This is a genomic window from Alcaligenes sp. MMA, assembly GCF_020907215.1.
GTDB lineage: Bacteria > Pseudomonadota > Gammaproteobacteria > Burkholderiales > Burkholderiaceae_B > Alcaligenes > Alcaligenes aquatilis.
Genome location: NZ_JAJJPP010000004.1, coordinates 321,404 through 347,799 on the forward strand (window position 1 = coordinate 321,404; position 26,396 = coordinate 347,799).

General features: G+C 55.6%; 29 protein-coding genes. 22 read left to right on the forward strand and 7 right to left on the reverse strand.

Annotation, left to right across the window (positions count from 1 at the left end):
• Positions 1 to 216: 216 nt before the first annotated feature.
• The 5 genes from LNA76_RS17630 to LNA76_RS17650 form a co-directional block, all read right to left on the reverse strand.
• The gene (locus LNA76_RS17630) at positions 217 to 852 is read right to left on the reverse strand and encodes a LysE family translocator (protein WP_125277254.1); all 636 of its coding nucleotides are present in this window, start codon (positions 850 to 852) and stop codon (positions 217 to 219) included.
• A gap of 97 nt (positions 853 to 949) precedes the next feature.
• The gene (locus tag LNA76_RS17635) at positions 950 to 1,744 is read right to left on the reverse strand and encodes an AraC family transcriptional regulator (RefSeq protein ID WP_108728658.1); all 795 of its coding nucleotides are present in this window, start codon (positions 1,742 to 1,744) and stop codon (positions 950 to 952) included.
• Positions 1,734 to 3,701: a CHASE2 and HATPase_c domain-containing protein gene (locus tag LNA76_RS17640; RefSeq protein ID WP_230019558.1), complete on the reverse strand. Its 1,968-nt coding sequence runs from the start codon at positions 3,699 to 3,701 to the stop codon at positions 1,734 to 1,736. Before LNA76_RS17640 ends, LNA76_RS17635 begins: the two co-directional genes overlap by 11 nt.
• A 19-nt stretch (positions 3,702 to 3,720) precedes the next feature.
• Positions 3,721 to 4,812, reverse strand: coding sequence for a FecR family protein (locus tag LNA76_RS17645; RefSeq protein ID WP_094198183.1), 1,092 nt, complete (start codon positions 4,810 to 4,812; stop codon positions 3,721 to 3,723).
• A 10-nt stretch (positions 4,813 to 4,822) separates the two neighbouring features.
• A complete protein-coding gene (locus LNA76_RS17650; protein WP_094198182.1) occupies positions 4,823 to 5,527 on the reverse strand; it encodes a response regulator transcription factor in 705 nt (234 codons plus the stop codon).
• Positions 5,528 to 5,947: 420 nt separating this feature from the next.
• Between LNA76_RS17650 and rpsL the strand changes: the two genes are divergently transcribed.
• The 17 genes from rpsL (at position 5,948) to rpsQ (ending at position 18,783) form a co-directional block, all read left to right on the forward strand.
• Positions 5,948 to 6,319, forward strand: coding sequence for a 30S ribosomal protein S12 (gene rpsL, locus LNA76_RS17655; protein ID WP_042489490.1), 372 nt, complete (start codon positions 5,948 to 5,950; stop codon positions 6,317 to 6,319).
• Positions 6,320 to 6,458: 139 nt separating this feature from the next.
• The gene (gene rpsG / locus LNA76_RS17660; RefSeq protein WP_123050619.1) at positions 6,459 to 6,929 is read left to right on the forward strand and encodes a 30S ribosomal protein S7; all 471 of its coding nucleotides are present in this window, start codon (positions 6,459 to 6,461) and stop codon (positions 6,927 to 6,929) included.
• Positions 6,930 to 6,946: 17 nt separating this feature from the next.
• Positions 6,947 to 9,049, forward strand: a complete 2,103-nt coding sequence (fusA, locus tag LNA76_RS17665; protein ID WP_108728657.1) for an elongation factor G — start codon at positions 6,947 to 6,949, stop codon at positions 9,047 to 9,049.
• Between the two features lie 77 nt (positions 9,050 to 9,126).
• Positions 9,127 to 10,317: an elongation factor Tu gene (tuf, locus tag LNA76_RS17670; protein WP_054513288.1), complete on the forward strand. Its 1,191-nt coding sequence runs from the start codon at positions 9,127 to 9,129 to the stop codon at positions 10,315 to 10,317.
• 146 nt (positions 10,318 to 10,463) lie between these two features.
• Positions 10,464 to 10,775, forward strand: a complete 312-nt coding sequence (gene rpsJ, locus LNA76_RS17675; RefSeq protein ID WP_003803053.1) for a 30S ribosomal protein S10 — start codon at positions 10,464 to 10,466, stop codon at positions 10,773 to 10,775.
• A gap of 271 nt (positions 10,776 to 11,046) precedes the next feature.
• Positions 11,047 to 12,981, forward strand: a complete 1,935-nt coding sequence (locus LNA76_RS18055; RefSeq protein WP_230019559.1) for a glycine betaine ABC transporter substrate-binding protein — start codon at positions 11,047 to 11,049, stop codon at positions 12,979 to 12,981.
• Entirely contained in the window at positions 12,978 to 13,820 is an 843-nt protein-coding gene (locus tag LNA76_RS17685; RefSeq protein ID WP_108728302.1) for a quaternary amine ABC transporter ATP-binding protein, read from the forward strand. Before LNA76_RS18055 ends, LNA76_RS17685 begins: the two co-directional genes overlap by 4 nt.
• A gap of 240 nt (positions 13,821 to 14,060) precedes the next feature.
• Positions 14,061 to 14,735: a 50S ribosomal protein L3 gene (rplC, locus tag LNA76_RS17690; RefSeq protein WP_003803046.1), complete on the forward strand. Its 675-nt coding sequence runs from the start codon at positions 14,061 to 14,063 to the stop codon at positions 14,733 to 14,735.
• A 3-nt stretch (positions 14,736 to 14,738) separates the two neighbouring features.
• Positions 14,739 to 15,359 (forward strand): 50S ribosomal protein L4, encoded by a 621-nt coding sequence (gene rplD / locus LNA76_RS17695; protein WP_094198176.1) that lies wholly within the window; start codon positions 14,739 to 14,741, stop codon positions 15,357 to 15,359.
• Entirely contained in the window at positions 15,356 to 15,652 is a 297-nt protein-coding gene (gene rplW / locus LNA76_RS17700) for a 50S ribosomal protein L23 (protein ID WP_003803043.1), read from the forward strand. The genes rplD and rplW overlap by 4 nt, the downstream gene beginning before the upstream one ends.
• 1 nt (position 15,653) lies before the next feature.
• Complete coding sequence (gene rplB / locus LNA76_RS17705) at positions 15,654 to 16,481, forward strand: 50S ribosomal protein L2 (RefSeq protein ID WP_042489246.1); 828 nt, start codon at positions 15,654 to 15,656, stop codon at positions 16,479 to 16,481.
• A gap of 12 nt (positions 16,482 to 16,493) precedes the next feature.
• On the forward strand, positions 16,494 to 16,769 hold the full coding sequence (gene rpsS, locus LNA76_RS17710; protein WP_003803039.1) for a 30S ribosomal protein S19: 276 nt from the start codon (positions 16,494 to 16,496) through the stop codon (positions 16,767 to 16,769).
• A gap of 3 nt (positions 16,770 to 16,772) precedes the next feature.
• Entirely contained in the window at positions 16,773 to 17,102 is a 330-nt protein-coding gene (gene rplV / locus LNA76_RS17715; RefSeq protein WP_009462426.1) for a 50S ribosomal protein L22, read from the forward strand.
• 9 nt (positions 17,103 to 17,111) lie between these two features.
• Positions 17,112 to 17,885 (forward strand): 30S ribosomal protein S3, encoded by a 774-nt coding sequence (rpsC, locus tag LNA76_RS17720; protein ID WP_003803035.1) that lies wholly within the window; start codon positions 17,112 to 17,114, stop codon positions 17,883 to 17,885.
• Positions 17,886 to 17,888: 3 nt separating this feature from the next.
• On the forward strand, positions 17,889 to 18,305 hold the full coding sequence (gene rplP / locus LNA76_RS17725; protein WP_003803033.1) for a 50S ribosomal protein L16: 417 nt from the start codon (positions 17,889 to 17,891) through the stop codon (positions 18,303 to 18,305).
• Between the two features lie 9 nt (positions 18,306 to 18,314).
• Entirely contained in the window at positions 18,315 to 18,506 is a 192-nt protein-coding gene (gene rpmC, locus LNA76_RS17730; RefSeq protein ID WP_003803032.1) for a 50S ribosomal protein L29, read from the forward strand.
• 1 nt (position 18,507) lies between these two features.
• Entirely contained in the window at positions 18,508 to 18,783 is a 276-nt protein-coding gene (gene rpsQ / locus LNA76_RS17735; RefSeq protein ID WP_094198175.1) for a 30S ribosomal protein S17, read from the forward strand.
• 319 nt (positions 18,784 to 19,102) lie between these two features.
• Here the strand turns inward: rpsQ and LNA76_RS17740 are convergent, their stop codons facing one another.
• Positions 19,103 to 20,071, reverse strand: coding sequence for an AraC family transcriptional regulator (locus LNA76_RS17740; protein ID WP_094198174.1), 969 nt, complete (start codon positions 20,069 to 20,071; stop codon positions 19,103 to 19,105).
• A 129-nt stretch (positions 20,072 to 20,200) separates the two neighbouring features.
• On the opposite strand from LNA76_RS17740, the gene LNA76_RS17745 reads away from it, so the two are divergent.
• The 5 genes from LNA76_RS17745 (at position 20,201) to LNA76_RS17765 (ending at position 24,686) form a co-directional block, all read left to right on the forward strand.
• A complete protein-coding gene (locus LNA76_RS17745; RefSeq protein WP_094198173.1) occupies positions 20,201 to 20,761 on the forward strand; it encodes a carboxymuconolactone decarboxylase family protein in 561 nt (186 codons plus the stop codon).
• Positions 20,746 to 21,837: an acyl-CoA dehydrogenase family protein gene (locus LNA76_RS17750; protein WP_094198172.1), complete on the forward strand. Its 1,092-nt coding sequence runs from the start codon at positions 20,746 to 20,748 to the stop codon at positions 21,835 to 21,837. Before LNA76_RS17745 ends, LNA76_RS17750 begins: the two co-directional genes overlap by 16 nt.
• On the forward strand, positions 21,834 to 22,643 hold the full coding sequence (locus LNA76_RS17755; protein ID WP_230019560.1) for an ABC transporter ATP-binding protein: 810 nt from the start codon (positions 21,834 to 21,836) through the stop codon (positions 22,641 to 22,643). The genes LNA76_RS17750 and LNA76_RS17755 overlap by 4 nt, the downstream gene beginning before the upstream one ends.
• A 10-nt stretch (positions 22,644 to 22,653) precedes the next feature.
• The gene (locus LNA76_RS17760; RefSeq protein WP_230019561.1) at positions 22,654 to 23,850 is read left to right on the forward strand and encodes an ABC transporter substrate-binding protein; all 1,197 of its coding nucleotides are present in this window, start codon (positions 22,654 to 22,656) and stop codon (positions 23,848 to 23,850) included.
• Between the two features lie 86 nt (positions 23,851 to 23,936).
• Positions 23,937 to 24,686, forward strand: coding sequence for an ABC transporter permease (locus tag LNA76_RS17765; protein WP_108728307.1), 750 nt, complete (start codon positions 23,937 to 23,939; stop codon positions 24,684 to 24,686).
• Positions 24,687 to 24,941: 255 nt separating this feature from the next.
• Here the strand turns inward: LNA76_RS17765 and cysG are convergent, their stop codons facing one another.
• Positions 24,942 to 26,396 (reverse strand): siroheme synthase CysG, encoded by a 1,455-nt coding sequence (gene cysG, locus LNA76_RS17770; RefSeq protein WP_125277252.1) that lies wholly within the window; start codon positions 26,394 to 26,396, stop codon positions 24,942 to 24,944.

Here is a 26,396-nt window from a genome sequence, read left to right on the forward strand (position 1 = left end):
ACACGGGGGTGTTGTTCCGGTCTTACAGCATAGACTGTAGCGCACTAAAGGTGCTTAACAAAACATAGACCCGGACTATTTTAACGGCTTATAGCGCCCCGTCCGAACCCGCGAATGATTTGTTTTCTCATCGTTTGATGTGGCTCTAACAGCCTCACTCTATCGCCTTCGGGCAGCTTGACGACAGCGCAGACTAGGTATCGCTTTTCGGCATATTCAGCCCCCATTCAGATGCTGGAGAACGTTCAACAGTGCGGCCACCGCAAGCAGACACAGCAGTAGTCCACAAAGCTGTTCGATACGGGGCAAATACTTTTTTATGCCTTGCTGCCAGCGAGGATGCCCGATCAGAACAGTAACGAACAAATCCCAGAGCAAAACAATAAAAAACATCCATAGGCCCAGCAGTATCTGTAGACCCGTACTGGCGCGACTGCTGGCCAGTACCGAGGCCAGGCTGGCGTAAAACAGCGCGTTCTTGGGATTGAGCAGCCCGGAGAGCAGTCCCAGCAGGGCATGGTGCCACCAGCCGCCTGCACAAGCGCCAGATGCACTGATCTGTTGCTGGTTGTTGTGACGGGCCGTCTGCAGGAATTTCATGCCTAAATACAGCAGATATAGCCCCCCGGCACCCTGAAGCAATAGAAAGAGGGGGCTGCTGCTACTCATTCGGGCAAAGCCTGTTAGCGCCAAGCTGATGTAAATGCCATTGGCCAAGGCCACACCAGCGCAAACGCCACTTGCCACCCGCCGGCCATGGGCCAAGGTGCTGCGCGCAATCAGGAAGAAGTCTGGGCCGGGGGAGAGCAAGGCCAAGAAATGGGTGCCGGCAATCAGCAAGAACAAAGACACAGCAGTAGCTCCTGGACAAAACGGCAGTGTGACCAGAAGGTTGGGAGTCGTATTGAATAAAAGTGCGCACGCAAACGGTCAGGGCGCCGGGCGTGTTCTAGCCTCGGTATTGACCTGGGGTAACGCCGGTGTAGTGCTTGAATACGCGTTGAAAGTGGCTTTGATCCGAAAAACCGAGGCGATAGGCAATATCAGCCAGCTCCTCACCTTGTTTCAAGGCGTCCCGAGCCAGATTGACGCGTTGGTTCAGTTGCCAGCGTTGCGGAGTCAGGCCGGTATGGCGACGAAAGGCGCGGATCAGTTGGTAGCGGCTGAAGCCTGTTTCCTGAGCCAGCTCGTGCAGGGGAATAGTGCTTAGTTGACCGTCAATCCAGCGATCCAGGTTTTTTTGCAAAACAGGGCTAGGTGGTGGAGCCGGTGCCAAGAGCTGGCCGTGAGCTGGCCAATAGTGGAGCAAAAATTCGATCAGCGCTGCTTCTTTGTTTAGTACGGGAGCGGCTGAAAACAAAAGGGCGTTCAACTCACAGTAGGCCGCATAAAGCAGCGGTTCGTGGCTAACACGAATAGGTTCCTGGGCCTTGAGACTGAGTCCCGTACTTTCTTGCCAAAGCTGCTCCAGCCATATCGCGTCCAGATGCAGCATTTGATAGCTCCAGGATTGATCCGGCAGGGGATTGCACGCGTGGCTGCGGTGCGCGGGTACAAGAACAAGAGAGCCTGGCGTAAGCTCAATGGGGCCATCGGGTGCGCCTGTAAAGATGCTGCTGCCGCTGTCAACAGCACCAATCGAGTAGGTGGGGTGGCTGTGCTCCAAGTAGCATGTACGGCTGTCACAGGCGCGTCGGCTTTCTACATAGGGAAGGGCCTTGTTGCGCCAGAATTCAGTCTTCATCGCAGACATCAATCGTGGCCAGGGAGACGATAAAGGTACAGCCCTGCTCGTTGGTGCTGTCCAGCACAATATCCCCACCGTGTTTGTTGATGACGGTTTTTACAAAGGCCAAACCCAGCCCACTGCCCGAAGGCGCGCCAGCGGCGTTCTCATGGGCGCGGTGATAGGGCTCGAAAATAGTGGCCTGATTTTCTGCCGGAATACCCCAGCCCTGGTCCTTGACCAACACCTGCACTGTTTTTTTATCCAGAACCAGGTCTATATCAATCTGATTGCCGTCCGGCCCATACTTGATGGCATTTTGAATCAGGTTGGTAAAGGCACGGCGCAGCATGGGGGCGTTACCGTTCACCCAGACCAGCTCTGAGTCATTCAGATTCAGGCTGATGGAGCGTTTGCTGGCACTGGCCCAGGCATCGTCCACACAGTCTGCCAGCAGATCGGACAGGGCCAGGGGACTGAGTACCATCTCCATCGCCTCAGCCCGTGCCAGACTGATGAAGTTATCCACCAGTTCCAGTGTTTGCTCGGCATAGCCTTCCATCTTGTGCAGGAACTGATCGGGCGCCAGCTTGCTGTCATCCTGGCGTTGCAAGCTGGTCAGCGCCAGGATGGAGTTCTGGGGAGCCCGCATATCATGCGAAATAAAGCGCAAGGTCTCTTCACGCTTGGTTTGAGCCTGGCGCAGCAGATCGATGGATGTGTGTAGCTGGGTCAGGCGATGGGGCAGGTTACGTGCATTTAAGCCAGACAAGCGTTCGTTCAATGCGGTTCTGACATCGGGGTATTCCAGCTGCAGCTTGTTCAGTTCCTCAGTGACTTGATTCAAGGCGGCTTCCTGACTGCGCCAATGCCAAAGTGGATACGCCAGCAGTATGGTTATCAGACTGGCCAGCGGCGGAATCCACAGATTGAAGCCATGCATGGCGATCCAGTTCACCAGCAAAATCGCAATGACCAGCCCAATCAAGCTTAGCAAGGTCGCACGTGGGGACAGGTAGATCAGAACCTGACAAGCCAGCAGTACCGGCAGGCAGCTTGCCAAGGCAATCAACCAGGCTGGTGGCGTGCGTATCCATTCATTACTGCGTACTGCTTGCAGGGTATTGGCCAGAATTTCGACGCCAGACATGCTGCTCATACCGGCTTTGGACAATGGGGTAGGGAAGGTATCGCCCAGTCCACTGCCCCAGGAGCCGACCAGCACATATTTGTCCTTGAAGAAGGAGGGCGGAATATCGCCGTTAAGGACATTGAAGTAAGGCACGATCTGAAAATGACCGCTGCGACCCAAAAAGGGAATGTGAGGAGTGTCCGTCTTGCTGGCGCTCAGGGCTTGCAAGGCCAAATCCGTGTCGTCACCGGCCAGCAACATCGCAATCGTAAAGTGTGGCAGAACTCGGTCCGAGGGGGTAATTCGTTGCAAGGCGACACGACGTACGACGCCATCCGGATCAGGTTCGATATTGATATAGCCCGATGCCTTGGCCGCCTTGCTGAGCAGGGGAATGGCGGTATGCACAGCATCACGCTGAACGTCGTAGATAAGCGGCAGGACAACGCGCCCATGATGGCGAATGGCCTCGGATAGGGCAAGGTCATCATCTGGGTAGGCGGGATTGGGTTCCTGAAAGACCAGGTCTATGCCTACCGCGCGTGCTTGCTCAAGGCGGCCCAGCAGTTGCGCATGGCTGATACGTCGCCAGGGCCAAAAACCCAGATTGGCAATGCTGTAGTCGTCAATGGCGACGATGACAATGTCCGGGGGGGCGGCCTGTGGAATTGCTGCCGCCATGGTGAAGTCGTAAATCAGGTTGTTCAGCTTGCCCAGCGGGAAGTCATCACGCAGGGAGCTGAACAACAAGGTCAGCAGCACCAGCAAGCCCGAAACCAGATGCCATTCCTTCCGAATTCGGTCAGACAGTAGCTTACTGTTTCTGGGGGCCGGGCTGTTCATGGCGTACGCCGTTCAGGCTTTAGAACTGAGACAGCAAGATGGGGTCGCCAAAATTGTTGGCTACGGCCTGGCCGTCCGAGCTGGTCAGGCTGGCAGCGCCTTCAAAGCTTTCGATCGTGTCCGGACCCATCAGGCCGTGGCGGTCAATGGCACGTACGGTGACGTAGTAGGTGCCGGGACGCGAAGCACTGAATTGGATATCGGTCTCGGTTGTGATGGCCCGCGACAACAGCTTGGCACCTTGGGGGTCGGTGGAGGTCTGAACCAGATAGGCTTGGGCACCGGGCACAGCCTGAATCGTGCTGCTCCATTGGCCGCCGCGACGCTCGGGCGTGGAGATCTGCGGAGCAGGCAACAAAGACGCCAGTGCCAGGATATTGCCGTCTGTTCCCACAGCGGCACCTTGGTTCTGTTTCAGGGCGGTGGGGGTGCTGCGTTGCTGCGTTCCCAACTCTGCGCGGCCGTCCAGCACTTCGCTGTGTGCCATGCCTTGCTGTGTACGCACACGCAACTCTGTACCCCTTACGCCGGTAATGCTGACGGGAGTGCGAACCTCAAAGCGACCTACGCCGGTCTTTTCCGGGGATACGCGCGATTCCACATCGCCATCATCCAGGGCGATGATCGAGTCGGTCAGACCTGTACCCTCAAAGGCACGCATTCGGGTCACGCTCAAGGAGGCCTGGGCGGGCACACTCAGTTGGCTGCCGTCCTGCAGCTCCAGCGTCAAGTAACCATTACTGCCTGTGCGGATCAGATCCCCCTCTTGCAAATGAGTGGTTCCTGCGCCCAGTGTTTGACCGTTAACTAGAATCTGGCCGGCTTGGTGCGTAATCCGGGCGGGGGCGGCCACTTCCGGAATCATGCGAAACGGGATGTGCAGCTCTTTGCCAATGGGCAGACGATAAGGGTCATCCACCGCATTCAAACGCTGGATTTCGGACCAGTTCCGGCTTTGGCGTGTGTATGTCTGGGAAATATCAAGCAAAGTGTCACCGGACATCACTTTGTAGACAAAGTTCTCGCCACGTGCTCCGGAAGGTTGGGCTGACACGACGCCGCCCCAAAGCAGGCCGCAAACAAGAGGAGCGGCGATACGCAAAGTAATCATAGGAAGTGAGCTAGCAAGGGTCGGTCAAAAGTTCAAGGCGATAGCCAAGGGCGTAGGACGCTGTCAGGCGTACCCCGTTTTCGGGGCGTAGTTGAAGTTTACGTCGTATGTTGGACAGGTGAGTGTCCAGCGTACGGGACGTGGCCGGAATTTCCCGGTTCCACACTGCGGAGCTTAAAACATCGCGTGAGAACAGGCGGCCGGGGTTACGAAACAGCAAAAGGGCTAGTTCAAACTCTTTGGGCGCCAGAGTGACGGTTTCACCATCCAGCACAATATGACCTTGTTCAGGAAAAATATCATAGCCGGCAAACGAGAAGCGGCTGTCCTGAATGGCCGAAGTGTTCAAATCCATACGCCGGACAGCGGCATTGACGCGCGCAACCAGCTCTCCCTTGCGTACGGGCTTACTAATATAGTCGTCGGCTCCGGCCTGCAAACCCGTGACCAGATCCTCTTCCTGGGTACGGCTGGTCAAGAATAGAACCGGCAGAGCATGACCTAGTGTGGTGCGAACCCAACGCAACACATCCAGGCCGCTGACATCGGGCAGTTCCCAATCCAGTAGCAATAAGCCGAAATCATGTGGCTTGGCCAGAGCAGCCAGCAGGTCTTTTCCTTGATGAAAGGAGCGACACTCATAGCCAGCCTCGGTCAAGATCCGGGCAATCAGTTCAGCCTGGACGAGGTCGTCTTCCAGGGAAGCGATGATCATGGGCATTGTCCTTGTCGCAGAAGTGCAATAGCCCTGCAGTATAACGATATGTAGATAGCGAGTGACCAAGTGCTTCCATGCGTGTGCGGTGACAACGGGAAAGTGCTGGATCGGTGTCCAAATCGTTGACCTATAAGGGTTTACTGTGGTAAATTTTAGAGCTTACTTTAAGGATCCTTTGCCGGTACACCTTGCAGTAATTTGATGGCAGCCCTGAATTTAGGGGCTGCGGGCACTTTTTTAGTGCTTGAAATCAAGCCCAAGCCATGTGCAAGACCGCTCTTTTTCGTGTTTTATGGGGAGTGGTATTGCGCAATGCCGCTTCCGGTACAGGGTTTCAAAACCCGCCAACTGGACGGCGTTTTTCAAAACACATACGTCAACCAGTACGTAAAGTACGTTATAGGATACGTAAAGGTCATGCCAACCATTAGCCAGCTCGTGCGTAAACCGCGCGAAGTCAGCCGCGTTAGCAGCAAGAGCCCTGCGCTCGAGAACTGCCCACAGCGCCGCGGTGTTTGCACCCGTGTATACACCACGACCCCCAAGAAGCCTAACTCCGCTCTGCGTAAAGTCGCCAAAGTGCGTCTGACCAACGGCTTCGAAGTTATTTCTTACATCGGTGGTGAAGGCCACAACCTGCAAGAGCACTCGGTCGTTCTCGTCCGTGGTGGTCGTGTCAAGGACTTGCCAGGTGTGCGTTACCACATCGTTCGCGGTGCTCTTGACCTGCAAGGCGTCAAGGACCGTAAACAGTCCCGCTCCAAGTACGGCGCCAAGCGTCCCAAGTAATCCATGTATCCATCGATCAGTTCACTGATCTGGATCCGTGCAACCGTGGCCTTTGCGCCATGGTAGGTAAGTGGTCATTTGTCATGAATGGCCGAGACCGCGAAAAGCGGTTCAACTGAATAGTCACAAGGAAATTAAAATGCCTCGCCGTCGCGAAGTACCCAAACGTGAAATCCTACCTGACCCAAAATTTGGCAGCGTTGAGCTGGCCAAATTCATGAACGTGGTCATGCTGTCCGGCAAGAAAGCTGTTGCCGAACGTATTGTTTATGGCGCGCTGGACCAAATTGCGCAGAAAACCGGCAAAGATCCGCTCGAAGTGTTTAATGCTGCCATCAATAATGTAAAACCTGTTGTTGAAGTTAAGAGCCGCCGTGTTGGTGGTGCTAACTACCAGGTTCCTGTCGAAGTGCGCCCTGTCCGTCGTCTGGCTCTGGCCATGCGCTGGATGCGCGAAGCCGCTAAAAAGCGCGGTGAAAAATCGATGGACTTGCGCCTGGCCGGCGAATTGTCCGATGCGGCTGAAGGCCGTGGCGGTGCAATGAAAAAGCGTGAAGACACGCACAAGATGGCCGATGCTAACAAAGCATTCAGCCATTTCCGTTGGTAATCTGAGGACATATAACCATGGCCCGCAAAACCCCCATTCAGCGCTACCGCAATATCGGTATCTCGGCTCACATCGACGCCGGGAAAACGACCACTACCGAGCGCATCCTGTTCTACACCGGTGTGAACCACAAGCTGGGCGAAACCCACGAAGGTTCGGCCACCATGGACTGGATGGAGCAAGAGCAAGAGCGCGGGATCACCATTACCTCGGCTGCTACCACTGCTTTCTGGCGTGGTATGGCGGGCAATTACCCAGAACACCGTATCAACATCATTGATACCCCCGGTCACGTTGACTTCACCATTGAAGTTGAGCGTTCCATGCGCGTGCTGGACGGCGCTTGCATGGTGTACTGCGCGGTGGGTGGTGTTCAGCCTCAGTCGGAAACCGTATGGCGTCAAGCCAACAAATACGGCGTGCCTCGTCTGGCTTTCATCAACAAGATGGACCGTACTGGCGCTAACTTCTTCAAGGTTTACGACCAGCTCAAGCTGCGTCTGAAAGCTCACCCCGTGCCTGTCGTTATCCCGATCGGTGCTGAAGACGGCTTCCAGGGCGTGGTTGACCTGATCAAGATGAAAGCAATCATCTGGGATCAAGCCAGCAACGGTGTGAAGTTTGACTACACCGACATTCCTGCCGAGCTGCAAGCTTCGGCTGAAGAATGGCGCGAAAAAATGCTCGAGTCGGCTGCTGAAGCCAGCGAAGACCTGATGAACAAGTACCTGGAAAATGGTGACCTCTCCGAAGAGGACATCAACCTGGGTCTGCGTACACGTACCATTGCCTGCGAAATTCAGCCAATGCTGTGCGGTACCGCGTTCAAGAACAAAGGTGTACAGCGCATGCTGGACGCCGTGATCGACTACCTGCCATCGCCAGTGGATATTCCACCTGTCGAAGGTTCGGATGACGACGGTAACGTTATTCATCGTAAAGCCAACGACGAAGAGCCTATGTCTGCTCTGGCGTTCAAGCTGATGACTGACCCCTTTGTTGGTCAATTGACCTTCGTGCGCGTTTACTCGGGCGTTCTGCGTTCGGGCGACACGGTCTACAACCCTATCAAGGGCAAAAAAGAACGTATCGGCCGTATCTTGCAGATGCACGCAAACAACCGTGCCGAACTGAAAGAGCTGGTTGCCGGTGACATCGCTTCCGTGGTGGGCCTGAAAGACGTGACCACAGGTGAAACCCTGTGTGACGCCAGCCAGCACATCATTCTGGAGCGCATGGAGTTCCCGGAGCCCGTGATTTCGCAGGCAGTGGAACCAAAAACCAAGTCCGACCAGGAAAAAATGGGCGTGGCCTTGTCCCGTCTGGCTCAGGAAGATCCTTCTTTCCGCGTCAGCAGCGACGAAGAATCCGGCCAGACCATTATTTCCGGTATGGGCGAGCTGCACCTGGAAGTTCTGGTAGACCGCATGCGTCGTGAATTCGGCGTGGAAGCCAACGTGGGCAAACCACAAGTGGCTTACCGCGAAACCATCCGCAAGACTTGCGACGAAATTGAAGGTAAATTCGTCAAACAGTCCGGTGGTCGTGGTCAGTACGGTCACGTTGTCCTCAAGCTGGAGCCCCTGGAAGCAGGCGGCGGCTTTGAGTTCGTTGACGCCATCAAGGGCGGTGTGGTTCCTCGCGAATTCATTCCTGCTGTTGAAAAAGGTATCCGCGAAACGCTGTCTTCGGGTGTGGTTGCCGGTTACCCAGTGGTGGATGTCAAAGCTACGCTGTTCTTCGGTTCGTACCACGATGTGGACTCGAACGAAAACGCCTTCCGTATGGCCGCTTCGATGGCCTTCAAGGATGGTATGCGCAAGGCTTCCCCAGTTCTGCTGGAGCCAACCATGGCTGTTGAGGTTGAGACTCCTGAGGAATACGCCGGTACAGTGATGGGTGACTTGTCTTCCCGTCGCGGTATGGTGCAGGGTATGGACGATATGGTTGGTGGTGGCAAGGTCATCAAGGCCGAGGTTCCTCTGGCCGAGATGTTCGGTTACTCGACCAGCCTGCGTTCGCAAACACAAGGTCGTGCTACGTACACGATGGAATTCAAGCAATATGCTGAAGCTCCAAAGAACGTGGCTGACGAAGTGATCAGCGCTCGCGGTAAGTAATAGCAATATCAGCCCGCCTTATGGCGGGCTGCTCAACAATTTTTTTGTTTTCCTGTAAAACATAATTGGGATAAATCATGGCAAAAGGTAAGTTTGAACGGACTAAACCGCACGTCAACGTCGGTACTATCGGTCACGTTGACCACGGTAAAACCACTCTGACCGCTGCAATCTGCACGGTTCTGTCCAAGGCATACGGCGGCGAAGCACGCGATTACTCGCAGATCGACAACGCCCCTGAAGAAAAAGCACGTGGTATCACCATCAGCACCTCGCACGTTGAGTACGAGACGCCTAACCGTCACTACGCACACGTTGACTGCCCCGGCCACGCTGACTACGTCAAGAACATGATTACGGGTGCTGCCCAGATGGACGGCGCTATCTTGGTTTGCTCGGCCGCTGACGGCCCAATGCCCCAGACTCGCGAGCACATCCTGCTGAGCCGTCAGGTTGGCGTTCCTTACATCATCGTGTTCCTGAACAAGGCCGACATGGTTGATGACGAAGAGCTGATCGAACTGGTTGAAATGGAAGTTCGCGAGCTGTTGTCCAAGTACGACTTCCCTGGCGACGACACCCCGATCATCAAGGGTTCGGCCAAACTGGCTCTGGAAGGCGACGAAGGCCCACTGGGCAGCCAAGCCGTTCTGGCTCTGGCCGAAGCGCTGGACAACTACATTCCTACGCCTGAGCGTGCCGTTGACGGTACGTTCCTGATGCCTGTTGAAGACGTGTTCTCGATCTCCGGCCGTGGTACGGTTGTGACCGGTCGTATTGAGCGCGGCATCATCAAGGTCGGCGAAGAAATCGAAATCGTGGGTATCAAAGACACGGTCAAGACCATTTGTACCGGCGTTGAAATGTTCCGCAAACTGCTGGACCAGGGCGAAGCTGGCGATAACGTCGGTCTGCTGCTGCGTGGTACCAAGCGTGAAGACGTGGAACGTGGTCAAGTTCTGGCCAAGCCAGGCTCGATCAAGCCACACACTGACTTCGACGCCGAGGTGTACATTCTGTCCAAAGAAGAAGGTGGTCGTCACACTCCTTTCTTCAAGGGCTACCGTCCTCAGTTCTACTTCCGTACAACTGACGTGACCGGCACCATCGAGCTGCCAGAAGACAAGGAAATGGTTCTGCCAGGCGACAACATTTCGATGAAAGTGTCCCTGATCGCTCCTATCGCCATGGAAGAAGGTCTGCGCTTCGCTATTCGCGAAGGCGGCCGTACCGTTGGCGCTGGCGTGGTTGCAAAAATCATCAAGTAATAAGCCTTGATCGCGGTGTGAAGGTGCAAACCTTCCCGCCGCGTCTTTGCTACCCCCAAAAGGGGTGCTTTTTAGTCAGAGTTTCTTCGAGCAATTGATAAGCTCAGTCAAAAAGCCCCCACTTATATCGTTCTTTAGGATTACCCATGAAAAACCAGAAAATCCGCATCCGTCTGAAGGCTTACGATTACAAGTTGATCGATCAGTCTGCTGCTGAGATCGTAGAAACCGCCAAGCGCACCGGCGCTGTTGTTCGTGGTCCAGTACCACTGCCAACACGTATCCGTCGCTACGACATTCTGCGTTCGCCGCACGTCAACAAGACATCGCGCGATCAGTTTGAAATGCGTACCCACCAGCGCTTGATGGACATTGTCGATCCTACCGACAAGACCGTCGACGCTCTGATGCGTCTGGATTTGCCAGCCGGTGTTGACGTCGAAATCGCTCTGCAGTAATTCTGCCTAGCTGTTCGAGATACATCGAAAGAAACGCCATGCAACTGCATGGCGTTTTTTTTCGTCTGTAGATTTGTTTCTGATGTAGAAGCGGATGCCGCGATTGCTCGATTCCCCTAAAAAGGACGATAGCCTTGCTCTTTGCCTCTTCGTGGCGCATTCATCACAGCATTGCTATTGGATAAAGGGGGGTTTGGTATATTTTTTACGACCGGACACACTTTGACCCGGAAACAAATGCGACGATGTGCAGGCTTTAAGGAGGACAAGAATGATAAATCGGAGACGAAAGCCGTTCCTGGCCTGGTGGTATTTCCTGGCACTCTGGCTATGTCTGTGGGCAAGCAGTGCATCAGCGCAAGTGTGTGCGGACGACAAACCCATACGGCTGGCTGATCTGAGCTGGGAAAGCGCAGCGTTTAGCACTGAGCTGTATCAGCAGATTCTGGAGAAGGCCTACGGCTGCAAGACGGAACGGGTGCCGGGTTCTTCGGCGGCTCTGGAAAGTGCCTTAGCTCAGAATGATATTCAGGTGATTGGCGAGATCTGGTCCGGACGCACAGAGATCATTGAAAAAGCCATTGAAGCCGGTCAGGTTCAGGTGCTGGGCAATACCTTAAAAGGCGGGGCTGAGCAGGGCTGGTATGTGCCAGACTATGTAGTCGATGGCGACTCTGCCAAGGGAATCAAGCCAGTGGCTCCTGATCTGCAGAAAGTTGAGGATTTGGGACGCTACGCCGCCGTCTTTAGTGATCCGGAGCAACCTGACAAGGGCCGCTTCTATAACTGTCCGTCCGGCTGGGTGTGTGAAACGTTCAATAGCCGCCTATTTGATCTTTATGGCCTGGGCGAACACTATCAGAATTTCCGACCCGGTACGGGTGCGGCGCTGGATGCGGCAATCAGTGCCGCCTATGACAGACGTGAGCCAATCCTGTTCTATTACTGGCAGCCTGCGGGCCTGATGGCGAAATACTCCTTCAAGAAGTTAGTCAGTGCGCCTTTCAATGAAACCTGCTGGAAGGCGGCTGTCTCAGGCAAGGGCGAGATTTGTCCTACGGATTTCATCTTGGCCAATATAGGGGTTGCGGTTTCCACCCCTTTCGTGGAGTCTCACCCCGAGCTGGTGGCCTTGTTTGAAAAGATCCAGTTGGAGCCCGAACAGATGAACAAGATTATTCTGGGCATGACAGAGGGTGGACAGAACGCCAGCACACAGGTCCAGAAATTCCTGAAAGAGAATGCAGAGCAATGGCGTCAGTGGATGCCGGTGGCTCAGGCAGATCGCTTGCAGGCGGCCTTGGATATTCCGGCAACAAAGCCCATAGCCACAGCTCAGTCCCGCTTCTTCCCGGAGTGGTCAGCCGCAGATTGGGTGAACCGTCAGTTGTTGGTTGCCGTGCAAGATTGGGGGACAGGCTTTCGCCAGATCAGTTCGTGGATTCTGACATATGCCATCTTGCCGGTAGAACGCGTTTTGCAACAGGTGCCTGCCTGGGCGATTCTGGCTTTGACCGGCTTGTTGGCCTGGTGGGGACAGCGTCGCTTTCTGCCCGTTCTGCTGTATGTGGGGGGCTTGTACTTGATAGGCGCCATGGGCCTGTGGGACAAGCTGATGCAAACTTTCACCCTGGTTTTGGTGGCAACTGTTTTCTCTGTCTTGATCGGTGTCCCGGTGGGTATTCTGAGTGCCCGCAGCCGTCTGCTTAGAAAAGTGCTGACACCTGTGCTGGATGTCATGCAGACCATGCCTAGCTTCGTGTATCTGATTCCGGTGCTGATGTTGTTTGGCCTAGGTAAAGTACCTGCGGTTCTTGCCACTGTTGTGTATGCCGTTCCTCCCTTGATTCGCCTGACCAGTTTGGGCTTGCAACAGGTGGACAAGCATGTGATGGAGGCGGCACAAGCCTATGGGGTTACGCGTTGGCAAATGCTGATCAAAGTGACTCTGCCTCTGGCACGTCCCAGCATTATGGCGGGCATTAATCAAACTACGATGATGGCACTGTCCATGGTGGTGGTCGCTTCCATGATTGGCGCCCAAGGTTTGGGTGAAGACGTACTGGCCGGCATTCAGACCCTGGATATAGGGCGTGGCTTGCAGGCGGGAGTAGCGATCGTGATCCTGGCTATTGTTATTGACCGAATCTCTCAATCCTTTGGTCGCTCCCAGCGTCATCGTCGCAAGGTCAGGAGGCAAGCATGAATACCATACCTACACCCTCGGGCGAGCAGACCTGCAAGATAGAGTTGCGAGATGTCTATAAAGTCTTTGGCAGCCGGGCGACGGAAGCGGTGGCGTTGTTAAAGCAGGGGGCCGACAAACAGGCCGTACAAAAGCAGACGGATTGCATTGTGGGGCTGGCAGGTGTGGATGCCTGTTTTCCTGCGCAGCAGATTTCCTGCGTGATGGGCTTATCCGGTTCAGGTAAATCCACCCTGGTGCGTCACATTAACCGCCTGATCGATCCAAGCGCCGGGCAGGTGTTGGTAGACGGGCAGGACATATTGCAGCTGGACTTGGCCCGCTTGCGGCAATTTCGCCGCTATGGAATCAGCATGGTCTTTCAGGCCTTTGGTTTGCTGCCCCATTTAACAGTGGTGGAGAACGTTGCTTTCGGCCTTGAGGTACGGGGCGACAAACGCTCGCAAGCCAGGGAGCAGGCTCGGCAATGGTTGGAGCGTGTGGGTTTGCACGACTATGCCGATAACTACCCCGATGAATTGTCAGGGGGGATGCAGCAACGGGTCGGTCTGGCACGTGCCTTGGCTGTGGATGCCGACATCCTGCTGATGGACGAGGCCTTCTCGGCGCTGGACCCCTTGATTCGCTACGAGATGCAGGACGAGCTGTTACGCCTGCAAAGCAGCCTGAACAAAACCATCATCTTTATTACGCATGATATTGATGAGGCATTGCGCTTGGGTCAGCATATTGTGGTGTTGCGCGAGGGCAGGGTGGAACAAAGCGGTACTCCGGCTCAAATTCGTGATGAACCAGTGAACGAATACGTCGCCCGTTTTGTGAATAAGGCACATCAATAGAAAATTGATCATGAATCAATTTTTCTGATCGTGATCGCATAGCCACGACGGCCAAATCCGAAAAAACTGTTGTCAATCAAGCAGTTTAGGGCAGATTTTTGCAGTAAATCTTGCTTGGCTTTACAGCCGCGTGCTATATTTACTAGCTTAGCCAAAAAGTTTTGGCTATGGTCGTCGCGCAAATCATTGCGTGTACTCTCAGTTAGCCCTGACCAATCGTAGTCAGGAATGGAGAAAACGATGTCGAACTCGACACCTACGCCTGCCGCGTGGCGGCTGGGCCTTGTTGGGCGTAAAGTTGGCATGACCCGTGTGTTTACAGAGGAAGGCGAGTCCATCCCTGTGACCGTGCTGGACGTGTCCAACAACCGCATCACCCAGGTCAAGACGCCCGCAGTTGACGGTTACGCCGCTGTACAGGTTGCCTTTGGCACCCGCCGTGCAACACGCGTTACCAAGCCCCAGGCAGGGCACTATGCAAAAGCTGGCGTTGAAGCTGGCAGCATCCTGAAAGAATTCCGCCTCGACCCTGCTGCTATCGCCGAGCTTTCCGCCGGTTCCGTAGTTGCTGTGGAAAGCATTTTCGAAGCGGGTCAGAAGGTTGACGTTACGGGCACTACGATTGGTAAAGGCTTTGCCGGTACCATCAAACGCCACAATTTTGGCGGCCAGCGTAACAGCCACGGTAACTCGCGCTCGCACCGCGTACCCGGTTCCATTGGTCAAGCCCAGGATCCAGGCCGTGTGTTCAAAGGTAAAAAAATGTCGGGCCATATGGGTGATGTTACCCGTACGGTTCAGAATCTTGACGTGATCCGCGTCGACGCCGAGCGTGGCTTGTTGTTGGTCCGGGGCGCTGTCCCAGGTCACAAGAATGCCAATATCGTTGTGCGCCCTGCTGTGAAAGGAGCCTAATCCATGGAACTGAAGCTCCTGAACGAACAAGGCCAAGCTGCATCCACATTGCAGGCCAACGAAACCGTTTTCGGTCGTGAATTCAACGAAGCTCTGGTTCACCAGATCGTTGTTGCATACCAGTCCAATGCTCGCAGCGGTAACAGCAAGCAATTGACTCGTGCCGAAGTCAACCACAGCACCAAAAAGCCATGGCGCCAAAAAGGCACTGGCCGTGCTCGTGCTGGTATGACATCCTCGCCCGTGTGGCGTGGAGGTGGTCGTGCATTCCCCAACACCGGTGAAGAAAACTACACGCACAAGGTCAACAAGAAGATGTACCGCGCCGGTATCAGCGCGATTCTGTCTCAGTTGGTCCGTGACGAGCGTCTGTTGGTTGTTGATTCCTTCACTCTGGAAGCACCCAAGACTCGTCTGGCAGCCAACAAGCTGAAAGACCTGGGCCTGGAATCCGTGCTGATCATCACCGACGCGCTGGACGAGAACGTGTACTTGGCTACGCGTAACCTGCCTCACGTTGCTGTGGTTGAGCCACGCTACGCTGACCCGCTGTCCCTGATCCACTACAAAAAAGTGTTGGTCACCAAAGCGGCTGTCGCTCAGTTTGAGGAGATGTTGGGATGAACGCCGAACGTCTATTGCAAGTCATTCTGGCTCCTGTCGTGACTGAAAAAGCCACGTACGTTGCCGAAAAAAATCAGCAAATCGCTTTCCGCGTCGCTCCTGATGCTACCAAGCCTGAAATCAAAGCTGCTATTGAACTGCTGTTCAAGGTAGAAGTTGAGTCGGTGCAGGTGCTCAATCAGAAGGGCAAAGAAAAGCGCTTTGGCCGTTTCATGGGTCGCCGCCGCAGTGTGCGCAAGGCATATGTCTCGCTCAAGCCCGGTCAGGAACTCGACTTTTCTGAGGTGAACTAATATGGCATTGGTAAAAGTAAAACCAACGTCGCCAGGTCGCCGTGGCATGATCAAAGTAGTTCACCCTGAACTGCACAAAGGCGCTCCTTACGCGGCTTTGCTGGAAAAGAAATCCAGCAGTGCTGGCCGTAACAACAACGGCCACATCACGGTTCGTCACCGTGGCGGCGGTCACAAGCAGCACTACCGTATTGTCGACTTCCGTCGCAACAAAGACGGTATTCCTGCGAAAGTAGAACGTCTGGAATACGACCCTAACCGCAGCGCTCACATCGCATTGGTGTGCTACGCAGACGGCGAGCGTCGTTACATCATCGCCCCTCGTGGTCTGGCAGTGGGTGCAACGGTTGTCTCTGGCGCGGAAGCTCCTATCCGTTCCGGCAACACTTTGCCTATCCGCAACATTCCTGTGGGTCAAACCATTCACTGCATCGAGATGCTGCCTGGTAAGGGTGCTCAAATCGCTCGTTCCGCTGGTGGTTCCGCTGTGTTGCTGGCTCGTGAAGGCACGTACGCTCAAGTACGTCTGCGTTCCGGTGAAGTTCGCCGCATTCACATCGACTGCCGCGCCACGATTGGCGAAGTCAGCAACCACGATCACAGCCTGCGTCAAATCGGTAAAGCCGGTGCTGTTCGCTGGCGTGGTATTCGTCCTACCGTTCGCGGTGTGGCGATGAACCCAGTCGATCACCCGCACGGTGGTGGTGAAGGTCGTACGGGTGAAGGCCGTGAGCCAGTCAGCCCATGGGGTACGCCTGCCAAGGGCTACCGCACCCGTCGTAACAAGCGCACAGACAACATGATTGTTTCGCGCCGTAAGCGCAAGTAAGGGGCGAACACTATGTCACGTTCGATTAAAAAAGGCCCATTCGTTGATGCTCACCTGATCAAAAAGGTTGACGCAGCCGTTGTGGGTAACGACAAGCGACCAATCAAAACCTGGTCGCGCCGCTCTACCATCCTGCCCGAGTTCATTGGGCTGACGATTGCCGTTCACAATGGCCGTCAACACATTCCCGTTTACATCAACGAGAACATGGTTGGCCACAAGCTCGGCGAGTTCGCTTTGACCCGTACGTTCAAGGGTCACGCTGCGGACAAAAAGGCCCGGAGATAAGTGATGGAAACTACAGCAATTATTCGTGGAGTCCATATTTCGGCGCAAAAAGCACGTCTGGTTGCGGACATGGTCCGCGGCAAGTCCGTCGCTCACGCTCTGAATACGCTGACTTTCACTCCTAAGAAAGCCGCTGGCATCATCAAGAAAGCTCTGGAATCGGCTATTGCCAACGCTGAGCACAATGACGGCGCCGATATCGACGAACTGAAAGTCACCTCCATTTACGTGGACAAGGCTCAGTCGTTGAAGCGTTTTTCTGCACGAGCCAAAGGCCGCGGTAACCGTATTGAGAAGCAGACTTGCCACATTGTGGTCAAAGTCGGCGCTTAAGGAGTCACAATGGGACAGAAAATCCACCCAATTGGGTTCCGCCTGGCTGTTAACCGTAACTGGAGCTCGCGTTGGTACGCTGACGGTGCTGAGTTCGGTACGATGTTGGCTGATGACATCCGTGTGCGCGAATACCTGAAACGCAAGCTGAAAAGCGCGTCCGTTGGCCGTGTGGTCATCGAGCGTCCTGCCAAAAATGCTCGCATCACTATTTACTCGGCTCGTCCTGGTGTAGTGATCGGCAAGCGCGGCGAGGACATCGAAAGCCTGAAGGCTGACCTGCAGCGACTGTTGGGCGTGCCCGTGCACGTTAACATCGAAGAAATTCGCAAACCTGAAACCGACGCTCAACTGATCGCCGACTCCATTGCTCAGCAATTGGAAAAGCGCATTATGTTCCGTCGTGCGATGAAGCGTTCCATGCAAAACGCCATGCGTCTGGGTGCCCAAGGCATCAAGATCATGAGCTCGGGTCGCTTGAACGGCATCGAAATCGCTCGTACCGAATGGTACCGCGAAGGCCGTGTGCCTCTGCACACCCTGCGCGCTAACATCGATTACGGCACTTCCGAAGCGCACACGACGTACGGGATCATCGGTATCAAGGTCTGGGTCTACAAGGGCGACATGCTGCCTAACGGCGAAATGCCTGTTGACACCGTAGCCCCTGAAGAGCGCCGCCCACGTCGTCCACGTGGTGACCGCCCTGAAAACCGCCGTCCAGGTGGTCGTGGCCGCGGTCCTCGTAAAGACGCTGCTCCTGCTGCGTCCGAAGGAGAATAAAACATGCTGCAACCTTCTCGCAGAAAGTACCGCAAAGAGCACAAAGGCCGTAATACCGGTCTGGCAACTCGCGGTGCGCAAGTTTCGTTTGGCGAATTTGGTCTGAAAGCCACTGACCGTGGCCGTCTGACTGCTCGCCAGATCGAAGCAGCACGTCGTGCAATTAACCGTCACATCAAACGTGGTGGCCGCATCTGGATCCGTATCTTCCCCGATAAGCCAATTTCGCAGAAACCTGCCGAAGTTCGTATGGGTAACGGTAAGGGTAATCCAGAGTTCTGGGTCGCTGAGATTCAACCAGGCAAGGTCCTGTACGAAATGGAAGGTGTTAGCGAAGAGCTGGCACGCGAGGCATTCCGTCTGGCCGCTGCCAAGCTGCCTATCTCGACGACGTTCGTAACGCGTCAGATCGGTGCTTAAGGAGACGTCATGAAAGCCAGCGAACTCCGTACTAAAGATGCCGCCGAGCTCCAGAAAGAGCTCGAGAGCCTGTTGAAAGCACAATTTAACCTGCGCATGCAGCGTGCTACTCAACAGCTTTCCAACACCAGCCAATTGGGCAAAGTACGTCGCGACATCGCTCGCGTCCGTACTGTCATGGCTGAGACCGCAGGAAAGTAAGATGAGCGAAACTCAAACTACCGAAAAACGTCAACGTACCCTGATTGGTCAAGTTGTCAGCAACAAGATGGACAAAACTGTCGTCGTTCTGGTTGAACGCCGCGTTAAACATCCTTTGTATGGCAAGATCATCGTGCGCTCCAATAAGTACAAAGCGCATGACGAGACCAACCAGTGCAACGAAGGCGATACCGTTGAGATTACCGAAGGTCGTCCTATCAGCCGCAGCAAGTCCTGGACTGTTGTGCGTTTGATCGAAGCAGCCCGCGTGATCTAAACGCTTGCTCAGATGCCAGGCTCCGGTCTGGCTCTGGTAAGTCAAAAAACCCCGATCTGTTTACAGATTGGGGTTTTTTTATGCCCGGCTGTTTGCCGACGGGTGCTGGAAGAGCAGGGTGGCCGTATGGTGTGCGTGGTGCTGGCATGAAGGCTGGAACTAGCATGTGTTTTTGAGTGCCCGTGGGTTTCACTCCTGCCTGGGCAGCAGGGCATCTTGCGCAGGACATTGACTCGACCCTCTGGTTCGAGCCATTTACCCGCGTGGATGATTGGGCTGAAAACAGAGGCTAGTTGCCGCCGTAAGTCGTACTCGAGACTTAGCCACGTGGTTCCTGTTTGCGCCATTGTGCCGGGCTGACACCGACACTGCGCCTGAACGCAGCGCTAAAGGCTGCTGCAGAGCTGTAGCCGATACGTTCGGCAATCTGCTCCATGGTCAGCCCTTGCTCCAACTGGCGTTTGGCCAACTGCATGCGTAGCTGCAACAGAACCTGGGCCGGTGCCATCCCGCAGAGCAGGGTAAAGCGCCGGTGAAAGGCCGCGCGTGACATATTCAGGTAGGCGGCCATATCGTCCACCGACCAGGCTTTGGCAGGCTCACGCAGTAGTTGCTCGATCAAGCCACCAAACGCAGGATCGCTAGCCAGATGAATCAAGCCGGCAGGCAGGGCTCCGTGGGCGGGTGCCTGCCCGATTTGCTGACGCAAGGTATAGAACAACAACAGCTCCACCAGCTTCTCCAGCAGGCTGGAATTAGCTTGTGGCTGACGTCGCATCTCGGCCTGAATCAAGTCCAGCAAGGGACGCCCCGAATCCGCATCCGCCTGCGAACCATCAATCAGCAAGACATCCGGCACCGTTGCCAGTAGCAACTCGCTCAAACCACGGCCTAGATCCAGGAAGCCACAGAGCAAGCCCGTGCTCTGTGGCACTTGTGGCTCCAGATTCTGCATGGCTTGCCGCTGTATGGCCACATTCCAGTTCGGCGGCGTGGGTGAAGAGCTTAGGCGATGGGGCACATCACGCAAGAAGAACACCGCATCACCCGCCTGCAAGGCCAAGGCTTCCTGATGCTGAATATGTAGCCAGCACGGTCCATGCAAGACCACATGAAAGCCTGCCCGTTGATGCCCGTGCAAGCTGCTTTCCCATTGATTGCAGTATTGCCCCAAGTGAAACAGGCTGGCGGAGATCTCCAGCCCGGACAAGAGCAGATCCTCCACAGGGTGTCCGGTGTCTTTGGAATCAACGGCGCAATGGCTGTCAGGAAAGGCAGAGTGGTTCATGCAGAAAATATGCTTATTTCTTTTCGTGGATATTTTTAATATGAATACCGCTATGTTCGCACATGGAGATAAGGCGTCAGGCAATCGACAATGAAACCTTCTCGGATTAACTAAGGAATTGTCGCCATCATGACCCGCTTAACCTTGCATACTGTGGACTCCGCACCAGAGGTGGTCAAACCAGCCCTTGAAAAAGCGGTACGTGGTAGCGGCTTTTTGTCCAATCTGCTGGCTATTTTGGCCAATGCGCCCGTTGCCTTGCAAGCCTATCAGGATATGTCCGCCCTGAATGCCACCGCCAGCCTGTCGCTGGTCGAGCGCGAGGTGGTGCAACTGGTCGCTGGCACCACTCATGGTTGCCGCTTCTGCGTGGCTGGTCACACCGCCATTGCGACCAATAAAGCCAAGCTGGACCCGGAAATCCTGGCTGCTTTGCGTGCGCGTGGCTTTGACCAGATCAACGACGAGCGCCTGCAGGCTCTGGCTTTGTTTAGCCGTGCGGTGATTGATACCCGTGGTCAGGTGTCGGATCAGGCTCTGGCCGATTTCCGCGCAGCCGGTTACGGCGACCAGCAGGCGTTGGAAGTGATTACCGGCATTGGTTTGGCGACGATCTGCAACTTTGCCAATAATCTGGCCCGTACGCCGCTCAATAGCCAGCTGGAGGCCTACGCATGGGAAACGCCCTAAAGCGTGCTGAGCAGCCTGCGCTGGCCTCAGAGCGTCCTGTTTTGTCGCGCGGCTTGGCACAGTGGCTGGAAGAGCATGCCCTGTCACTGGACAGCGATGCGTCCCAGGCACAGGCCTTGCTGCCTCGCCTGGCACAAGACGGTTTGTTGGGTCTGGGCCTGAAAGCAGACTTTTCTGACTTCGGTGATGCCGTTCAATCTATCGTGGAAGTGGCCGAGCATTCGCTGACAGCGGGTTTTGTCCTGTGGAGCCAGCGTACGTTCATTGAATACCTGCGCGACGTTCAGGACCCTGCCATGCGTGAGCGCTATTTGCCGGGTTTGCTGGACGGCAGTATTGCCGGTGCGACGGGCCTGTCCAATGCCATCAAGTTTTTGGGTGGTATTGAAGAGCTGCAAGTGCGTGCCCAGCCGGAACAAGGGCAATGGCAGTTTGAAGGCCGTTTGCCCTGGATTACTAATCTGCGCCCCGATCATTGCCTGGTCGCCATTGTGGCCGCCATGCCCGAGGATCAGGCCGGCATTTGGGTGGCAGAGCTGGGCGATCCAGGATTGGAGCGTTCGGCGGATCTGGATCTGGTCGGACTGCGTGGCAGCAATACCGCAGCCTTGACGTTCAATACCGTGCGTCTGGGACAGGAGCGTTTGCTGCATCCCGATGCGGGTCACTTTGTGCGCTCGGTGCGCCCTCGTTTCATGGCACTGCAATGCGGCATGGCCATGGGGCTGGCACGTCGTTCCTTGAAGCAAGTGCTGGCGGCGCCACGCTGCCAATGGGTACAGGAACAGCCCGCCCGCCGCTTGCTGGATCGTGTGCAGGAATTGTCGGATGTGCTGGTTGATGCCGTACGTAAACCCGGCTCGGCTACGCCGCCTGATCTGTTCAACGTCCGTATCGAGCTAAGCAGTCTGGCGTCGCAGGCCGTGGCTTTGGAAAGCTCCGCCATTGGTGGGGCCACCTATATGCAAGGCAAGCATCCCCAACTGCTGCGCCGTTATCGGGAAGCCATGCTGGTGCCTTTGATTTCGCCCACTGTGGCGCAACTGAAAGCTGAACTTGGGCAGGATGCTGTATGAGTTCCGCCGCCCCCCTGCATACCGATTCTGAAGAGGCCGGGCTTTTGTCCGCACGGGGGATCAGCCTGGCCTACGGTGGCCAGACTATCTTGCAGAACCTGGACTTGAATGTGGCTGCGGGTGAGATCGTAGCGCTGCTGGGCCCCAGCGGAGTAGGTAAATCCTCCTTGCTGCGGGTACTGGCTGGTTTGCAAGCGCCCACTCAGGGCGAGGTGTCTTTTTTGGGACAGGCCGTACGTGGAGTTCATCCTGCTTTGGCGATGGCGTTTCAAGAAGCCATTCTCTTGCCGTGGCTGAATGTGCAGGCCAATACCGGCTTTGGCCTGGGCTTTGCTCGTCAGCCTTGCGTATCCGCCGCAGAGCGCCGCCAGCGCGTTGAACAGGCGCTGCGTCAGGTCGGTTTATATGAAAGCCGCCACCAGCGTCCCGGTGCCTTGTCGGGTGGGATGGCACAGCGTGTTGCCATTGCGCGTTGTCTGGCTCGACGTCCGCAAGTCTTGTTGATGGATGAGCCTTTTGGTGCGCTGGACGAGGTGACCCGCCGTCAGATGCAAGAGCTGATTCTGTCGATACGCGATCAGACCGGCTGCGCCATTGTGCTGGTCACTCACGATATTGATGAGGCGCTCTTGCTGGCAGACCGTGCCCTGCTTTTAGGGGGCCGTCCTGCCAGTTTGCAGCGGGAATGGAGCTGCCCGGCCCATCCCCGATCTCATCTGGACAACTGGCTTCAGACCATACGCCTGGAAATTGTGGCCAATCTGGAGCAAAGCCTCTCCCAGGCGGTTCACGCCTCTGTTTCGTAAGGTGCTCTTTATGATTGAATCTCCTACGTCTCGTACCCGTCGCGACTTGCTGAAACTGGCGTCCTTGCTGACGGTAGCGGGTGCCGCGCCCTTGCTGGCTCAAGGCGCTGCCCGTGCACAAAGCGAGTCGAATGCGCCTTTGCGTATCGGCTATTTGCCGATTACTGATGCTACCGCCATGTTGGTGGCACATCACAATGGATACTTTGAACAAGCAGGCATTGCGGTGGAAAAGCCTGTGATGGTGCGCAGCTGGGCGCAACTGGTGGAGGCCTTTATCTCCGGGCAGGTCAATCTGGTGCACTTGCTCTCGCCCATGACGGTGTGGGCACGCTACGGCAGCAAAGTGCCTGCCAAAGTGGTGGCCTGGAATCACATGAGTGGCTCTGCCATCACGGTGGCGCAGAACATCAGCTCGGCCGAACAATTGGGTGGGCAGACGGTGGCCATTCCTTTCTGGTATTCCATTCATAACGTGGTCTTGCAGCATGTGCTCAAAGCACATGGCCTGACGCCGGTCGTGAAAAACGCCGGTGCGCTGGCACCCAATGAGGTCAATCTGGTGGTGATGGCTCCTGCCGATATGCCCCCGGCTTTGGCGTCGGGGCGGATTGCCGGTTTCACCGTAGCTGAACCCTTCAATGCCTTGGCAGAAACCCAGGGAATGGGCCGCATTTTGCGTTTTACCGGCGACGTTTGGCGCGATCACGCCTGTTGCGTGGCCTTCATGCACGAGCAGGATTTGCAGACTCGTCCCCAATGGTCGCAAGGTGTGGTGGAGGGTCTGGTCAAGGCGCAGATCTGGATACGGAGCAACCGTGTCGAGGCTGCTCAAATCCTGTCGCGTGAAGGAGGCAACCGTTATACCCCGCACACTCAGGAAAATCTTTTGAAAGTGCTGTCCCCGGATCCGGCTGATCGCGCTCAATACGTGAAGTCTGGTGTGATTCGTCACCCGGACTGGGACGACCAGCGCATTGATTTTCAACCCTATCCCTTCCCCAGCTACACCGAGTCTTTGGTGAAAATGCTGCAAGGGACCTTGATCCAGGGCGAGCGTGGTTTTCTGGAAGGATTGTCTCCTGAACACGTAGCCAGTGATCTGGTGGATGATCGTTTTGTGCGTGCCGCTTTGGAAAAGCAGGGTGGCCTGGCGCAGTTTGGCTTGTCCGAGCAGTACACCCGCAACGAGAGCATTGTTGTATGAGTTTGAGCGCGTCTGCTACTTCTTCCCGTGCGACGCCTGTGACGCAGTCCGAGCCGCGATCGGCTGCGTCTTTGCGACGCCCCAAAATGAATGCCTGGATTGCCAGCACCCTGTGGGGTTTGGGCGGTTTGTTGGCGGGAGTCGTGCTGTGGTACTTGGCCACAGTCTGGTCCAGCAGCCCCTTGATGCAACAGTTTGGGCCTGCCGCCGCGTTTCATAGCCTGCTGGAAATACTGGGCTGGTCGGAGACCTGGATGCATGTCGGTGCCAGCTTGCAGCGTATTTTTGTAGGCTTGGCGATCTCTTTGGGTGTCGGCGTGCCCGCTGGCTTGCTGCTGGGCCTGTCTAATCGGGCTCATGCTGCTTTAACTCCCTTGTTCCAGTTCTTGCGCATGATCTCGCCCCTGTCATGGATGCCCATTGCCGTCATGGCCTTCGGGATTGGGGATGCACCGATTTATTTTCTGCTGGGTGTGGCCGGTGTCTGGCCTGTCTTGCTGAATACGGCTTCGGGTGTACGTCATTTGAATCCGCGCTGGCTGATGCTGGGTCGCAGTCTGGCAGCCACCAAGTTGGAAACGCTTTTGTATTTGATTCTGCCCGGCATTGTTGGCTCGGTGCTGACAGGTAGCCGACTGGCGATTGGTGTCTTGTGGATTGTGCTGGTGCCTTGTGAAATGCTGGGCGTATCAGCCGGTTTGGGCTACCTGATTCTGGATACGCGTGATCGCATGGCGTATTCCGAATTGATGGCCGTGATTGTCCTGATTGGTCTGATTGGCTATCTGCTGGATAGTGCTTTGCGAGCCTTGTTTGCGGCTTTGGGACAGCGTTAAAAACATAGGCTTGCCCTTCGACTTCAAGGGGGGAAGCAGTTGACTGCTCAGTGCTTTCAAGAAGTGCAGGGTAGCGAAAATGACCACGGAACCCGCCCTTTCACACTTTTGCTGCATCGCTCGTTAACGGTGGTGTGCGTGTCTGGCGGCTGTTGCAGAAGCACCGGAATACTGAATAGAAAGGCCCTCAACAAGACATGTTGAGGGCCTTTTCATGTTCATCTTGGTGCAGCTATTACTCTAGGGACGGCGGGTTCAGGCAGCGACTAGCGTACTATCCGCATCCTGTTCAATCGCGGCACGTGGACTGAGCTGATCAATCAACTCGCCATACCAGGACAAGGTCGTGCCCAAGGTGGCGACCTGGCCAATTACCAAAATGCAGGGGCTGGCAAACTGATGCTGCTGTGCATCCTGGGCAATATTTTCCAGTGTGGACAGCAAGGTGCGTTGTTCAGGGCGCGAGCCATTTTCAATCAAGGCGCAGGGCGTAGTGGCATTACGGCCACGCTGCACCAGCTCATGGCTAAAGCCCAGGATTTGCTGCAAACCCATGTACACAGCCACTGTCTGGCTGGTATCGAGCAGCGGGTTCCAATCGTCGATACCGTGACCGCTTTTGCGGTGTGCTGTCACGAACTGCACGGACTGGGCGTGATCGCGGTGTGTCAGGGGAATGCCGCTGTAAGCCGCGCATGCGATGGCAGCCGTAATACCGGGTACTACTTCAAACGCGATACCGTGCTTAGCCAGATATTCCAGCTCTTCACCGCCGCGACCAAAAATAAAGCCATCGCCGCCTTTCAGGCGCACCACGGTTTGACCGGCGCGAGCGTGTTCAATCATCAGCTGATGAATACGGTTCTGAGTTTGATGATGGTCTTCGCCCAACTGTTTGCCGACAAAAATGCGGTGCGCATCGCGACGGGCCAGCTCCATCACCTGATCGGATACCAGCCTATCGTACAGAATCACATCGGCACGATTCAGTGCGCGCAAGGCGTGCAGCGTCAGCAGACCAGGATCTCCAGGACCGGCTCCCACCAGAATCACACGGCCTTGTGTGGCACGGGGCGATTCAGGCTGTTGCAGTGCGCTTTCCAGGCTAAGGCGTGCCTGTTCATTTTGGTGGCTGCGTAGTGCCGCACCCACCGGGCCATCCAGCAGCCAGTCGTAGAAACGGCGGCGCGCACCCAGCTCGGGGCGAGCGCGTCGAATGGCACTGCGGTATTCCTGTGCCAGACGGCTGATCGCACCCAGGCTGTGGTCCAACATGGTTTCCAATTGCTCCCGTACTCGCCGTGCCAACATGGGGGCTGATCCAGCCGAGGAAATCGCAATAATCAGCGGTGAACGATCCACAATGGCAGGTACCTGAAAACTGGACAATTCGGGGTCGTCCACCACATTGACCAGAATGCGCGCTTCTTGTGCGTCCTGGGCAATGACCTGGTTTACGTCTCGCTTGTCGGTTGCGGCAATAATCAGCCAGGCCCCTTGCAGATGTGGGGCCTGATAGCGCTCCCGAATCAGGGTGATGCGCCCTTGTTTGGCCAGCTCTTGCAGACTGTCCACTACATAGGGGGCGACCAGTGTCACCTGGGCACCGGCAGCCAGAACCAGACGTACTTTGCGTTCGGCGATTTCTCCACCGCCGATCACCAGTACGGCGCGCTGCTTCAAGTTGGCGAATAAAGGAAAAAGGTTCAT

What these genes read in the sequence shown, in the direction of transcription:
- LNA76_RS17635 (WP_108728658.1), bottom strand. Translation starts at nt 1,744, where the DNA reads ATGAAGACTGAATTCTGGCGCAACAAGGCCCTTCCCTATGTAGAAAGC.
- LNA76_RS17640 (WP_230019558.1), bottom strand. Translation starts at nt 3,701, where the DNA reads ATGAACAGCCCGGCCCCCAGAAACAGTAAGCTACTGTCTGACCGAATT.
- LNA76_RS17645 (WP_094198183.1), bottom strand. Translation starts at nt 4,812, where the DNA reads ATGATTACTTTGCGTATCGCCGCTCCTCTTGTTTGCGGCCTGCTTTGG.
- LNA76_RS17650 (WP_094198182.1), bottom strand. Translation starts at nt 5,527, where the DNA reads ATGATCATCGCTTCCCTGGAAGACGACCTCGTCCAGGCTGAACTGATT.
- rpsL (WP_042489490.1), top strand. Translation starts at nt 5,948, where the DNA reads ATGCCAACCATTAGCCAGCTCGTGCGTAAACCGCGCGAAGTCAGCCGC.
- rpsG (WP_123050619.1), top strand. Translation starts at nt 6,459, where the DNA reads ATGCCTCGCCGTCGCGAAGTACCCAAACGTGAAATCCTACCTGACCCA.
- fusA (WP_108728657.1), top strand. Translation starts at nt 6,947, where the DNA reads ATGGCCCGCAAAACCCCCATTCAGCGCTACCGCAATATCGGTATCTCG.
- tuf (WP_054513288.1), top strand. Translation starts at nt 9,127, where the DNA reads ATGGCAAAAGGTAAGTTTGAACGGACTAAACCGCACGTCAACGTCGGT.
- rpsJ (WP_003803053.1), top strand. Translation starts at nt 10,464, where the DNA reads ATGAAAAACCAGAAAATCCGCATCCGTCTGAAGGCTTACGATTACAAG.
- LNA76_RS18055 (WP_230019559.1), top strand. Translation starts at nt 11,047, where the DNA reads ATGATAAATCGGAGACGAAAGCCGTTCCTGGCCTGGTGGTATTTCCTG.
- LNA76_RS17685 (WP_108728302.1), top strand. Translation starts at nt 12,978, where the DNA reads ATGAATACCATACCTACACCCTCGGGCGAGCAGACCTGCAAGATAGAG.
- rplC (WP_003803046.1), top strand. Translation starts at nt 14,061, where the DNA reads ATGTCGAACTCGACACCTACGCCTGCCGCGTGGCGGCTGGGCCTTGTT.
- rplD (WP_094198176.1), top strand. Translation starts at nt 14,739, where the DNA reads ATGGAACTGAAGCTCCTGAACGAACAAGGCCAAGCTGCATCCACATTG.
- rplW (WP_003803043.1), top strand. Translation starts at nt 15,356, where the DNA reads ATGAACGCCGAACGTCTATTGCAAGTCATTCTGGCTCCTGTCGTGACT.
- rplB (WP_042489246.1), top strand. Translation starts at nt 15,654, where the DNA reads ATGGCATTGGTAAAAGTAAAACCAACGTCGCCAGGTCGCCGTGGCATG.
- rpsS (WP_003803039.1), top strand. Translation starts at nt 16,494, where the DNA reads ATGTCACGTTCGATTAAAAAAGGCCCATTCGTTGATGCTCACCTGATC.
- rplV (WP_009462426.1), top strand. Translation starts at nt 16,773, where the DNA reads ATGGAAACTACAGCAATTATTCGTGGAGTCCATATTTCGGCGCAAAAA.
- rpsC (WP_003803035.1), top strand. Translation starts at nt 17,112, where the DNA reads ATGGGACAGAAAATCCACCCAATTGGGTTCCGCCTGGCTGTTAACCGT.
- rplP (WP_003803033.1), top strand. Translation starts at nt 17,889, where the DNA reads ATGCTGCAACCTTCTCGCAGAAAGTACCGCAAAGAGCACAAAGGCCGT.
- rpmC (WP_003803032.1), top strand. Translation starts at nt 18,315, where the DNA reads ATGAAAGCCAGCGAACTCCGTACTAAAGATGCCGCCGAGCTCCAGAAA.
- rpsQ (WP_094198175.1), top strand. Translation starts at nt 18,508, where the DNA reads ATGAGCGAAACTCAAACTACCGAAAAACGTCAACGTACCCTGATTGGT.
- LNA76_RS17740 (WP_094198174.1), bottom strand. Translation starts at nt 20,071, where the DNA reads ATGAACCACTCTGCCTTTCCTGACAGCCATTGCGCCGTTGATTCCAAA.
- LNA76_RS17745 (WP_094198173.1), top strand. Translation starts at nt 20,201, where the DNA reads ATGACCCGCTTAACCTTGCATACTGTGGACTCCGCACCAGAGGTGGTC.
- LNA76_RS17750 (WP_094198172.1), top strand. Translation starts at nt 20,746, where the DNA reads ATGGGAAACGCCCTAAAGCGTGCTGAGCAGCCTGCGCTGGCCTCAGAG.
- LNA76_RS17755 (WP_230019560.1), top strand. Translation starts at nt 21,834, where the DNA reads ATGAGTTCCGCCGCCCCCCTGCATACCGATTCTGAAGAGGCCGGGCTT.
- LNA76_RS17760 (WP_230019561.1), top strand. Translation starts at nt 22,654, where the DNA reads ATGATTGAATCTCCTACGTCTCGTACCCGTCGCGACTTGCTGAAACTG.
- LNA76_RS17765 (WP_108728307.1), top strand. Translation starts at nt 23,937, where the DNA reads ATGAATGCCTGGATTGCCAGCACCCTGTGGGGTTTGGGCGGTTTGTTG.
- cysG (WP_125277252.1), bottom strand. Translation starts at nt 26,396, where the DNA reads ATGAACCTTTTTCCTTTATTCGCCAACTTGAAGCAGCGCGCCGTACTG.